This window comes from Oleiphilus sp. HI0043 (assembly GCF_001634935.1).
Genome location: NZ_LWEY01001189.1, coordinates 53570 through 64859, shown reverse-complemented (window position 1 = coordinate 64859; position 11290 = coordinate 53570). Strand labels below are relative to the sequence as shown.

The following is an 11290-nucleotide window of genomic DNA, read 5'->3' as shown; positions in this document are numbered from 1 at the left end:
TTGGGAAATGGAAAAGGTAGGCTTGGGTGATCATGCAATCCAGACTGTTTATGCCTGTAAGTATTCTGCTGACGAAGCCGCATGTGAAGTTACTTGGACTCCTGTTAAGGGTGAGGGTAATGGCGTTGTATCAGGTAAGTGGGAAATAACCGAAGGTGACGGCGTAACTAACTTGAAATTAACGACTTCTGCGCAATTGACTTTGCCTTTACCAGGCCTGCTTAAGTTAGCAATTAGCCCGGTTGTTAAGCATGAATTTAGTGCAATGGTTGATGAGTATATCGACAACCTGAAAGGCGCATTGGCTTAGACCTTTTGTGCTGTGGATAAATAAGGCTATCTAATTTATCTATTTATTATTTTATTTTCGGAGAAGTAAATGGCTGAGAGAAAAGCCCAAGTAGAACGTAATACTCTGGAAACACAGATAAAAGTTTCTGTGAATCTTGATGGAACGGGTGAGGCTAAATTTGATACTGGCGTGCCTTTTTTAGAGCATATGATGGATCAGATTTGTCGTCATGGCATGATTGATATCGATGCGCACTGTAAAGGCGACTTGCACATAGACGATCACCATACCGTTGAAGATTTGGGTATTACACTAGGCCAGGCATTCTCTAAAGCTGTGGGCGATAAGAAAGGCATTCGTCGTTATGGCCATGCCTATGTTCCTCTAGATGAGGCATTGTCGCGTGTTGTTATCGACTTCTCTGGCCGTCCTGGCTTGGAATACGATATTCCTTTTACCAGAGGAAGTGTCGGCCGCTTCGATACAGAGCTGTTTTATGAGTTTTTTCAAGGTTTTGTAAATCACGCCAATGTAACTTTGCACATCGATAATCTGAAGGGTAAAAATGCTCATCATCAGATCGAAACGGTATTCAAAGCTTTTGGCCGCGCGCTTCGCATGGCTTTGGAACTTGATGAGCGAATGGAAGGAAAAATGCCGTCTACTAAAGGTTCTTTATAGAACCGGTTTCAAGTTGTACGACAGTTAATAAATAATACTGGCCTCTTTTGAGGTCAGTTGCTTTTTACGAGTGAGAAAAAATGACGACAATTGCCATTATTGATTATGGTATGGGCAATTTGCATTCGGTTTCGAAGGCATTTGAACACGTAGCGCCTGATGCAAAAGTCCTTGTAACTTCGGATGCGGATACGATTCGTGCATCAGATAAGGTTGTTTTGCCTGGTGTAGGCGCTATGCGCGATTGCATGGCTGAAATTAAGCGTTTGGGCTTTGATAGCTTAAGCATGGAAGTTTCCAAGGACAGACCTTTTTTGGGTATTTGTGTTGGCATGCAAGCTTTGCTTCAACATAGCCAGGAGAATGGAGGCGTTGATTGTATCGGTGCCTTCCCAGGCGATGTTTTGCATTTTGGCGAAAGCTTGTATGAAGAGAACGATAAGGGCGAGAAGGTTCGTTTGAAAGTACCGCATATGGGGTGGAATCAGGTGGTGCAGAATGGTGATCACCCTATGTGGCATAAGATCTCAGATGCCTCGCGTTTTTACTTTGTCCATAGCTATTACGTAGCGGCTGATCATCAATACTTGGCAGGTTCGGCCCAATACGGGAAGTCTATCGCTGCGGCACTTAGCCGAGATAGCATTTTTGCAGTTCAGTTTCACCCTGAAAAGAGCCAGCATGCAGGTTTACAGCTACTCAAGAATTTTGCGAACTGGTCTGGAAAATAGAAGGTACTAGTCAAGCGATGAATATCCTACCCTCAATTAACCTAATGCAGGCTAAATGTGTGCATGTGTCTGGTCATCACCTTGATCAGACCAAAGTTTACTCCGATGATGCGACAGACCTTGCCGGGCGTTGGATGGATGCCGGTGTGCAGGACCTTTATGTGTTTGACGTAGATGGTGCAATTCAGGGGCGGACGGCTCATGCAGAAATGATCGTTTCGATCGCTCAGCGTTTTCCAAATCTAAATTTACATGTTGAAGGTGGAATTCGTAGTGAATCTGAAGTTGAGCATTACCTGAAGTCTGGTATTAGAACAGTGACCTTAGGAACTAAAGCTATAGAAGATCCTGCGTTTATTGCTGAAATGTGTAAGCGCTTTCCTGAGCGCATTACGGTGAGCCTGTCACTGCTAGAGGGTCAGGTGTGTACACATGGTTGCCAGAAAACGTCACCAGTTACTGCCGAAACCTGGGCGCAGCAATTAAGTGCTGCTGATATTTCTGCTCTGGTTTATCGAGACCTTGGGCGTATAGGGAGCTGTCAGGGTGTTAATCTCGACGAGGCTATTAAGCTTGCTGAAGTCTCTCGCGTACCATTGTGGGTGACTGGCGGGGTAGCAGATATGGATGATATTCGTGCATTGTATTCCGAGTCTGAAGTGGGTATCGAAACCGTATTGGTTTCACGAGCTTTGGATGAAAAAGCCTTAAGCCTTAAAGAGGCTCAAGACTATTGTGAAGATTGAAATTATAAGTGGAGAGCTAGTTAATGGGCTTGGCTAAAAGAATTATTCCCTGTTTGGATGTTGATGAAGGGCGCGTTGTAAAGGGCGTACAGTTTGTTGATATCCGTGACGCAGGTGACCCGGTAGAAGTTGCCAAAAAGTATGATGAGCAAGGGGCTGATGAAATCACCTTTTTGGACATCACAGCGAGTCACCAAGGCCGTGACACAATGGTTCATACTGTTGAAAAAATGGCGAGTGAAGTGTTTATTCCGCTAACGGTTGGTGGTGGAATCCGAAAAGTTGAAGATATCCGCTGTATGTTGAATGCCGGCGCGGATAAGGTTGCGATCAATACAGCGGCAGTATTTAACCCAGAGTTTGTTCGTGAAGCTGCCGAGAAATTTGGCAGCCAATGTATTGTCGTCGCAATTGATGCGAAGAAGGTGAGTGCAGAGGGTGAAGAAGGTCGATGGGAAATCTTTACTCATGGTGGTCGTAAGCCTACAGGCTTGGATGCAATCGAATGGGCCAAGAAAATGGCTGATTACGGTGCTGGTGAAATATTACTAACCAGTATGGATCAGGACGGTATGAAAAACGGCTTCGACTTAGGCGTCACTAGGGCGATTACCGATGCTGTGTCTATTCCGGTTATAGCATCTGGCGGTGTGGGGAATTTACAGCACTTGGCAGATGGAGTTTTGGAAGGTGGCGCCGATGCTGTTCTGGCAGCAAGTATTTTTCATTTTGGAGAGTACAGCGTTCAAGAAGCCAAGGCACATATGGCCGATTGTGGTATTGAAATGCGCCTGTAGGTCTTAAGCGCGAGAAAGTTGTCTATTGTAGGCAGAGGGTTCAGGCGCACGATCAATTTCGTGCTAGCCCTCATGCGAGCCGTGGAAGGCGCTGCCTACAAAGCTTTTTAAATTCTATGCAACCTGATTAGATTCAGACTTGCTCTCAGGCTGGCAGTTGATCAGCATTAATGGTGCTTCGTTACCGTCTCTAAGAAAGCCTTCCACCACAAAGTCATCATTTTTACTTCTCATGATTCCATCTGCAGAGTCATCTCGACAAAATACTTTTTTGTTAAAGGTGACGATGTCGTTGATATTATCAAGACGTAAGGCTGTTACTTTGCCGCCAGTGCGCTCTACAAAAAGAATGATAGGACGGATGCTCGATAAGGCTCGCTCTTTGGTTAAATGGAACAGGTGGATCAATTCTGATAGCGTGGTTTGTCTTTCGGTGTTCAGAATCTTCATTGCTTCGTCGTGATCAGTCTGATTTAAGTTGAGTAAGGTTTCAGCTAAACCGTGTAACTTTTTATGGGGTTCATCAAAGCGCAGGAGGGCTTCTTTAAGCTCTTCAATATCTGTTTCGAACTGGTTGTACCACATGCCAAAAGCGCATTTGTTAGGGTCAAGCGCTTTAGTAAAGGGCGTGTTGTTTTTAAGTGATGACTCTAGTGCATCAAGCCAATCTCTATGTTGCTGCTCCATTTCGTTCAGTTTGGCAACCAGGTTGTTCATTAGGGTCTGGTGATTTTCAGAACCAATAAGCTGATTAAAATCGTACAGCTGAACAGTGTTGTTCTGGAAGGTAATCACTTCGTGATTAAACTCATCAAGCTCATTTACCTGAAGGTTTCTTTTCACGTCTTTCTCAATATAAAGTACTTGTTCCAGAGGGATGGCAAATGCGGCGTCAGCCGTCATAAAGGTAATCGCAGCAAGAGTGCCGTCGTGAAATAAGCTGTCTATATTTTTGCCGGACATGGTGATAAACCTCGGGTTTGAAATGTGTTCGCTATAATCCTTGAAAGTGCGGAGGCACCGCGCATATTTAGTATAGACCTGATAGAAAATCTGACCAGTAAAGATCGACTAAATTAATTATCACGAAAAATAACTGTTTATGGATCGGTAGGAAGAATTTATAGGGTGTCTTGATATTCTTGCGGAATTCTTTGCGGGCTGTAGTTTGCGTGCTTTAAGGTGTCTGACGTGGATGATTTACTTTGTGCTAGTCGAGGAACTTTGTTTCTTGCAGCAAAGATGTTTTGCATGCTCTGTCCAGGGTTTTGTATTTGCCAGATAGCGCTAGCAGAAGCGATACTGATACCTTTTTCGTCAAGCTTTGTCAGAGCCCAGCTCAAGTATTCAACTGTGACTTTGTGAGGGTGGGCGATTGCTATGGCTGTGCCATTCTTCTTTGCTAGTTCGACTAGCTTGATAAACTGAGCTTGAACAAATTTTCGGGTTTGAAAATGGTCAAGAAAAACATCCCGGCTTATGTTAGGGATTTGGTGCGCTGCGGCAATTTTGGCGGCAACCGAGTTGGCAGAGGTGCGACTATCCAAGAAAAAGAAGGGGTGCTGTTTAACCGTTTCCATTACCCACTCCATAACCTTGTTTTGAGTTGTCAACTGACTGCCCATATGGTTATTCAGGCCTACCATATGCGGAATCGAGATAAAGCTTTTTCGCAAGGTTTGCTTAATTTGCATCTCACTCATGCTTTCGGTTAAACCGCCCTTACCGAGCTTAATCCCAAGCTTATTTTGCATGGGCGAGTGGAGCATGATTTCCTTGCCATTCTCTTTAGCTCTTTCGATTAGGGCTCGTGTATGGCGTCTTTCTGGTAGAAAAGACAAAGTAAGGGGGTAGGGTAGGTCAATTAATCGGGAGCCGTTCTCCAGGTGATTCCCCATATCGTCAATGACGATCGCGATGGTCGGTTGCTGCTTTAGTTCTGCAGCAACGGGAAAAGCAAGCACGACAGTAGTCAGGATAAAGGTGACTACTGTACTGAGCTTGAGGAGATAGTTACTCACCTTGTGGCGTGCCTTCTTCAGCTAGGTTTTCAGCCTCAGTTTGGCTCTCTGGTGTTTTGACGGAAGAGTTCTTTTGCTTAACTTTTAGAATATCCAAAGCCTTTAGCAAACTTAAAGCTTCCTGAAGCTGGAAGTCTTTTTCCAGCATGGATTGTTGACGAGAAACTTCTGAGTCTTCGCTTTCTTCTTTGCTGGATTCATTCTTATTTTGGTTGCCGTTACTTAAGTGACCGGCTAGATCAGACTCTCGATAAAAGGCTTTGGTTTTTTCTTCACTCAACTTGGCTCGGTTAACTTCTATATCGGGCTCGATACCTTGCGCCTGAATCGAGCGGCCATTAGGGGTATAGTAGCGGGCCGTTGTTAGCTTAAGCCCATATTCAGCATCAAGAGCCATGACGTTCTGTACAGAGCCTTTGCCGAAGCTCTGTGTTCCCATTATGACTGCCCGATTGTGATCTTGAAGTGCTCCGGCCAAGATTTCAGAAGCTGATGCGGAGCCTCCATCAATAAGAACGATAATGGGTATGCCATTAGCATCGTCACCAGGTGTCGCGTTAAAGCTTAAATCGGCTTCGCTAGCACGGCCTTTTGTATAAACGATGAGACCTTCTTCAATCAACTGGTCGGCAACTTCTACTGAAGCACGAAGTACGCCTCCAGGGTTGTTTCTTAAGTCAATAACTAAGCCTGCAAGTTCTTCAGTTTCATCTTGAAGCTTTTTAAGGCCTTTGGCGAAGTCGCTACCAGTTTGTGCCTGAAATTGAGTGATACGGATGTAGCCGTACTGCTCATCAAGTACTAGCGTTTTGACGCTGGTTACTTGAATAATGTCACGTACGACTTTTATTTCTAATGGCTCGCGCTCGCCTTCACGGACGATGGTCAATGTAATCGGCTCACCCGCTTCACCACGCATCGTGTCAACAGCTTGATCAAGACTCATTCCTTTTACGGGTGTTTCATCTAATTTGATAATTAAATCGCCAGCCTCAATGCCTGCTTTCTGAGCGGGGGTATCATCAATCGGCGCAATAACTTTTACAAAGCCATTCTCCATACCTACCTCTATACCCAAGCCGCCAAATGTGCCTGAAGTGTTCTCTTGCAGGTCTGAAAATGCGCTTGGCTCAAGATAAGCTGAGTGTGGGTCAAGCCCTGACAACATGCCACGAATCGCATATTTTAGCAGGGTAGCGTCATCTATTTCTTCGACGTAGGCATTCTTAATTTTGCCAAATACATTGGTAAACTTTCGCAGCTCATTTAAAGGTAAGGGGGCAGTCGCTTGTTCCGAAGCTAAATTAGTATCTTGTATACCAGCACTTTCAGTTTGCTGGGAAAGTGCGGGCTGACTGAAAGATAAGCACCCAGCCAGAATAGCGCTGTAAGTGCAGATGCGTTTGCGGCGTGATGTCATTAAAGGTAAGGAACGAGAAACTAATTTCATTAAGTGGGTCCTGAAGAATTTATTTTCGTAGCCATCGGCTAGGATTTAAAGGCTTTCCGTCTTTTCTAATTTCAAAGTATAGCCCTGTTTCACTTTTTGCATTACTTTGCCCTGCATAGGCGAGAACTTCACCTGCTCTAACCCAGTCTCCGGTATCTTTTGCAAGGCTCTTATTGTTACCGTACAAACTCATGTAATTATTACCATGATCGATAATAATGAGCAAACCAAAGCCACGTATCCAGTTAGAAAATATAACTCTTCCAGAATGGATGGCTTGAACTTCCTGGTTGTTTTTTGTCTCAATATGAATGCCATTGAGCTTTAGCTTACCCTGAGCAATTCGACTACCAAAGCGCCCAATGACTTTACCTTTCGCAGGCCACGGAAGCTTGGTTTTTTGTTTGCTAAACGGAGCGGCGTCGTCAGGGAGGGGGATGTTGGCAATGGCTTGCTCTAATTCGTTCAGAAGCTTCTCTAGGCGCGCTTGGTCTTTGCGCATTTTTTCAAGACGCTGCGTGTTATTTTTTATATTGGCCTTGAGTTTTGCGAGTACCTGTTTACGAGCTGCTTGTTCTTTTTTCAGCTCTAAGCGCTGTTGTTGTTGAAGCTTATGCTGTTCGTGCAGTTTATTTTTCTTAACAAGTATTTTTTTCTCGGTATTTTTTATGATGTTAAGAATGTCTTGTACCTCGGAAATTTTTTCACTACGCGCTTCATTAATATAGGCAAAGAAACGCATATCCTTAGCAAGTTCCTGGGGGTTATTAGAGTTTAAAAGAAGTTTGGTTTGAGATTGTTCCCCGTGCAGGTACGCACGTTGTAATTGCTTTATTAAGAACGACTGCTGTTTTTTTAGCGCCTTTGTTTGTTGAGAGTGGTCTTTTTCCAGCTTTTTAAGCTCTTTGGTTTGCTTCGTTATATTTGCTTTGCTGGTACGAATTGACTTGCTTAGCTTGCTGATAGCTTTTTCTTGCTTCTCCAGTGCTTTTGAAAGCCCGGTTTTTTCAGTATTAGCGCGATTCAGCCAGCGATTGATTTTGGTGATGCTGGATTTAAGTTGAGCGAGTTCACGCTCAGAGTGTTCTTGAGAAACTTCTGCAAGACTTGGGTTTGCTACGAGTGAAGCTAACAAACAGAATGTAAGCAGAAGGTATTTCATCGATTAGTGAGGAGCCTTGAGAGCATGTTGATAATTAATACTAGCATGCATATTAAGTTAATCGACCAAGACATTAGAGGGTTCCTACAATCCACGAAGAGCATAAGAATACTCTAGTGCTCTTCTTAAAGGATTGATTATTATACACTGAGGCTATTGCAGACTATTTTCCGATTAGTGACATTCCCGTCATTTCTGAAGGGATATCGATAGACATCAAATCGAGCAAGGAGGGTGCGATATCGCTTAATTTACCACCGTCTTTGAGTGAAATGTCTTTATCACCTAAATATATCAGTGGTACGGGCAATGTGGTGTGAGCGGTGTGTGCCTGTCCTGAATTGGGATCAAGCATTTGCTCTGCGTTACCATGGTCTGCGGTAATCAAACATTGGGCCTTACTTTCTTCAAGTGCGGTTGCCACACGTTCCAGGCAGCTATCGAGGCATTCTGCTGCTTTGACAGCGGCTTCGAGTTTTCCTGTGTGGCCAACCATATCGCCGTTAGCAAAGTTGCAGACAATCAAATCATATTCTTGACTCTTAATCGCTTCGACCAGCTTGTCAGTAACTTCAGGAGCGCTCATTTCAGGTTTTAGGTCGTAGGTTGCTACATCTGGAGAAGGGATGAGTTCGCGAGTTTCGCCTTTAAATAATGCTTCCCGGCCACCACTGAAGAAAAAGGTGACGTGGGCATATTTTTCGGTTTCAGCAATTCGAAGTTGGGTTTTATCCAGCGTCTCCATGTATTCACCCAAGCAATTGGGTAGGTCCATTGGAGGGTAGGCACAGCTAGTTGCAATGTCTGCAGAATATTCCGTTAGCATGACAAAGTCGGCAAGCTTAGGTGCCTTGGATTTCTCAAAACCTTCGAAATTTGTATCAACAAAGCTTCGGGTTAATTCGCGTGCTCTGTCTGCTCGGAAGTTCATAAAGATAACCGCATCGCCGTCATTGATCTGGCCAGAGTTCGCATCTCCAATGGCTGTGGCTGAAACAAACTCGTCGTTTTCGTCACGCTGATATGCCGCTTCAAGTGCTTGAGTAGGCGTTTCGTAACGATAATCAGACTGTCCTTCAGTTAAAAGGTCATAAGCTAGTTTTACACGATCCCAGCGATTATCTCTATCCATCGCGTAGTAACGGCCGACCATGCTAGCGATTCTACCAATACCTAGATCAGAAAGTTGCTTTTCCACAGCTTCTAGAGAGGGCTGTGCACTGCGCGGAGGTGTATCTCGGCCATCGAGGAATGCGTGAACGTAAACTTCTTTGGCGCCTTTTGTTGCCGCTACTTTAATGGCTGCCTGGATGTGGTCGATATGACTGTGAACACCACCCGGAGACATTAACCCCATAAGATGGATTGCTTTGCCGCTTTCTACTGCGCTGTTTATAGCTTTGCAGATGGCTTCGTTATTTTCGAATGTTCCTTCGTCAATATCCTTGGTGATACGGGTGTAGTTTTGGTAGACGATTCTTCCGGCACCGAGGTTCATATGACCCACTTCAGAATTTCCCATTTGCCCATCAGGTAGGCCCACGGCCATGCCAGAGGTTTGAATCAGGCTATGAGGACGCTCTTGCCAAATTTTATCCCAAAAAGGTGTGCTGGCTTGACGAATAGCATTTGCATCGGTTTCTTCACGGTGGCCCCAGCCATCGAGAATGATTAGTGCGGTGGTCTGTTTACCCATATTAACGTACTACCTAATGTAAAGTTTTAAACGGCGCGCAGTGAACCTCGTGAAATTACTCTCATACAAGGTTCCAATAGTGACGCGGATTTTACCGTTATTTTGGACGGTTGGCGACCTAGAGTGTCAGAATTAATTAGTGTGTCGTTGTTTAGTTGTTCTCGCTGCATTAGGTTCTAGCTATTGAGGTGCCAGGAGGGGCGTGTGTATAATGCGACTCCTTTTGCGTGAGGCTATGGAGTAGAGCGAGTGAAACAAGATTTACTGGCGCTACTCAGGGCAGAGCTTCTACTTTATCTGGCAATTTAGCCGGTTTTACTGTTGTGGACTGAGTAATGGATCGTTTATTTGAATTTATTGGTAATCATATTGAGCTTTCAGGTTTGTTTGTCGCGTTGTTGGCTGCACTATGGTTTACCGAGAGATCGCGTTCTGGAAGAGCCGTTAGTCCTCAAGAGGCGACGCTTTTACTAAATAAAGATCAGGCTGTGATCGTTGACTTACGTGACAAGAAAGACTTCTCTGAAGGTAAAATTACAGGTGCCTTGCATATTCCTTTTGCAAACTTGAAAGAGCGATCGACTGAGCTGGAAAAATATAAGGATAAGCAAATTATCCTGGTAGATAAAATGGGTCAGCACTCTGGAATGGCGGGTAAGACTTTGCAGGCAGAAGGTTTTGAGAATGTCTGCCGTATGAGTGGTGGTATTGCTGAGTGGAAAAATAGCAATATGCCTCTGGTTCGTAAATAAACACAATAGCTAAGAGTCAATAAAATGGTCGTAATGTATTCTTCAAAATTCTGCCCGTTTTGCTTTCGTGCTAAAGCGCTTCTTCAAAAAAAGAAAGTAAACTTTGATGAAATTCTAGTGGATGCAGATCCATCTATCAGGCAAAAGATGATGAAAGAATCTGGCCAGCATACAGTGCCACAAATCTGGATTGGAACAACTCACGTAGGTGGCTGTGACGACTTATTTGCTTTAGAGGCAAAGGGTGAGCTAGACGCTTTATTGGAGACCTTATAGCTTATAAGGTTATTCCTATCGCAAAAACTAAAAAAAGAGCTTGATAGGCTCGCATTTTTAACTAGCACCGCCTAGTATTTAACTTTTGGCTCGTCAGCTTAAGTTTTACGAGCTGTTATCAAATTATCAAGAATTAGGATCCATCATGTCAGAGAATGAAACGCCTGAAGTTGGCGCTCAAGAGGAACAGCAGCCACAAGTCAACTTTGCCCTACAGCGCATCTATGTAAAAGATATTTCCTTTGAGTCACCGAACTCACCCATGGTTTTCCAGAAACAATGGAAGCCAGAAGTGAAAATGGATCTCAATACTAAAAATGCTGGTTTAGGTGAAGATCACTATGAAGTAGTTGTTTCAGCTACTTTTACCGTTTCAGTCGAAGGTATGACGGCTTACATTGTTGAAGTTCAGCAAGCGGGCATCTTTAAGCTTGAAGGTCTAGAAGGTATTCAATTGGCACAAGCGCTAAATGCGTTTTGCCCAAATCTTCTATTCCCTTACATGCGTGAAACTATTGACACAGTTGTCGTTAAAGGTAGCTTCCCGGCAATGATGGTTGCACCGGTTAACTTCGATGCTATCTTTGCTCAAGCTGTAATGAAGAAGCAAAAAGAAGCGCAAGAAGCGGCTGAGAAAAAAGCGGGTAGTGAGTCTACTCACTAAGCCTCTTGTTATGAAAGAAGAA

12 protein-coding genes and 1 pseudogene are annotated in these 11290 nt (G+C 44.2%); 8 read left to right on the top strand and 5 right to left on the bottom strand.

Going from position 1 to position 11290, the window contains the following annotated elements:
- The 5 genes and pseudogenes from A3729_RS14050 to hisF all read left to right on the top strand — a co-directional run.
- Positions 1–310: pseudogene (locus A3729_RS14050) on the top strand (hypothetical protein); the annotation flags it as partial.
- Between the two features lie 69 nt (positions 311–379).
- Positions 380–973, top strand: coding sequence for an imidazoleglycerol-phosphate dehydratase HisB (hisB, locus tag A3729_RS14045; RefSeq protein ID WP_068511279.1), 594 nt, complete (start codon positions 380–382; stop codon positions 971–973).
- An 80-nt stretch (positions 974–1053) separates the two neighbouring features.
- Positions 1054–1704 (top strand): imidazole glycerol phosphate synthase subunit HisH, encoded by a 651-nt coding sequence (gene hisH, locus A3729_RS14040; protein WP_068511277.1) that lies wholly within the window; start codon positions 1054–1056, stop codon positions 1702–1704.
- 17 nt (positions 1705–1721) lie between these two features.
- Positions 1722–2450, top strand: a complete 729-nt coding sequence (locus A3729_RS14035) for a HisA/HisF-related TIM barrel protein (RefSeq protein ID WP_068511275.1) — start codon at positions 1722–1724, stop codon at positions 2448–2450.
- A gap of 23 nt (positions 2451–2473) precedes the next feature.
- Positions 2474–3247, top strand: a complete 774-nt coding sequence (hisF, locus tag A3729_RS14030) for an imidazole glycerol phosphate synthase subunit HisF (protein WP_068511272.1) — start codon at positions 2474–2476, stop codon at positions 3245–3247.
- A 114-nt stretch (positions 3248–3361) separates the two neighbouring features.
- On the opposite strand, the gene A3729_RS14025 is transcribed toward hisF, so the two are convergent.
- The 5 genes from A3729_RS14025 to gpmI form a co-directional block, all read right to left on the bottom strand.
- Positions 3362–4210: a CZB domain-containing protein gene (locus tag A3729_RS14025; RefSeq protein WP_068511269.1), complete on the bottom strand. Its 849-nt coding sequence runs from the start codon at positions 4208–4210 to the stop codon at positions 3362–3364.
- 158 nt (positions 4211–4368) lie between these two features.
- Positions 4369–5268, bottom strand: coding sequence for a divergent polysaccharide deacetylase family protein (locus A3729_RS14020; protein WP_068553865.1), 900 nt, complete (start codon positions 5266–5268; stop codon positions 4369–4371).
- Positions 5261–6718: a S41 family peptidase gene (locus A3729_RS14015; RefSeq protein ID WP_068511265.1), complete on the bottom strand. Its 1458-nt coding sequence runs from the start codon at positions 6716–6718 to the stop codon at positions 5261–5263. The genes A3729_RS14020 and A3729_RS14015 overlap by 8 nt, the downstream gene beginning before the upstream one ends.
- A gap of 19 nt (positions 6719–6737) precedes the next feature.
- Positions 6738–7880: a murein hydrolase activator EnvC gene (locus A3729_RS14010; RefSeq protein WP_068511263.1), complete on the bottom strand. Its 1143-nt coding sequence runs from the start codon at positions 7878–7880 to the stop codon at positions 6738–6740.
- 163 nt (positions 7881–8043) lie between these two features.
- Complete coding sequence (gene gpmI / locus A3729_RS14005; protein WP_068553192.1) at positions 8044–9576, bottom strand: 2,3-bisphosphoglycerate-independent phosphoglycerate mutase; 1533 nt, start codon at positions 9574–9576, stop codon at positions 8044–8046.
- 335 nt (positions 9577–9911) lie between these two features.
- Here gpmI and A3729_RS14000 point away from each other — a divergent pair, with 335 nt between their 5' ends.
- From A3729_RS14000 to secB, 3 genes are all read left to right on the top strand, one after another.
- On the top strand, positions 9912–10328 hold the full coding sequence (locus A3729_RS14000) for a rhodanese-like domain-containing protein (protein ID WP_068508189.1): 417 nt from the start codon (positions 9912–9914) through the stop codon (positions 10326–10328).
- 24 nt (positions 10329–10352) lie between these two features.
- A complete protein-coding gene (grxC, locus tag A3729_RS13995) occupies positions 10353–10604 on the top strand; it encodes a glutaredoxin 3 (protein ID WP_068511259.1) in 252 nt (83 codons plus the stop codon).
- A gap of 145 nt (positions 10605–10749) precedes the next feature.
- On the top strand, positions 10750–11268 hold the full coding sequence (gene secB, locus A3729_RS13990) for a protein-export chaperone SecB (RefSeq protein ID WP_068511257.1): 519 nt from the start codon (positions 10750–10752) through the stop codon (positions 11266–11268).
- The last annotated feature ends 22 nt before the right edge of the window (positions 11269–11290 follow it).

Bases quoted from the DNA above. Each gene is read 5' to 3' on its own strand.
- hisB (WP_068511279.1), top strand. From the start codon at position 380: ATGGCTGAGAGAAAAGCCCAAGTAGAACGTAATACTCTGGAAACACAG.
- hisH (WP_068511277.1), top strand. From the start codon at position 1,054: ATGACGACAATTGCCATTATTGATTATGGTATGGGCAATTTGCATTCG.
- A3729_RS14035 (WP_068511275.1), top strand. From the start codon at position 1,722: ATGAATATCCTACCCTCAATTAACCTAATGCAGGCTAAATGTGTGCAT.
- hisF (WP_068511272.1), top strand. From the start codon at position 2,474: ATGGGCTTGGCTAAAAGAATTATTCCCTGTTTGGATGTTGATGAAGGG.
- A3729_RS14025 (WP_068511269.1), bottom strand. From the start codon at position 4,210: ATGTCCGGCAAAAATATAGACAGCTTATTTCACGACGGCACTCTTGCT.
- A3729_RS14015 (WP_068511265.1), bottom strand. From the start codon at position 6,718: ATGAAATTAGTTTCTCGTTCCTTACCTTTAATGACATCACGCCGCAAA.
- A3729_RS14010 (WP_068511263.1), bottom strand. From the start codon at position 7,880: ATGAAATACCTTCTGCTTACATTCTGTTTGTTAGCTTCACTCGTAGCA.
- gpmI (WP_068553192.1), bottom strand. From the start codon at position 9,576: ATGGGTAAACAGACCACCGCACTAATCATTCTCGATGGCTGGGGCCAC.
- A3729_RS14000 (WP_068508189.1), top strand. From the start codon at position 9,912: ATGGATCGTTTATTTGAATTTATTGGTAATCATATTGAGCTTTCAGGT.
- grxC (WP_068511259.1), top strand. From the start codon at position 10,353: ATGGTCGTAATGTATTCTTCAAAATTCTGCCCGTTTTGCTTTCGTGCT.
- secB (WP_068511257.1), top strand. From the start codon at position 10,750: ATGTCAGAGAATGAAACGCCTGAAGTTGGCGCTCAAGAGGAACAGCAG.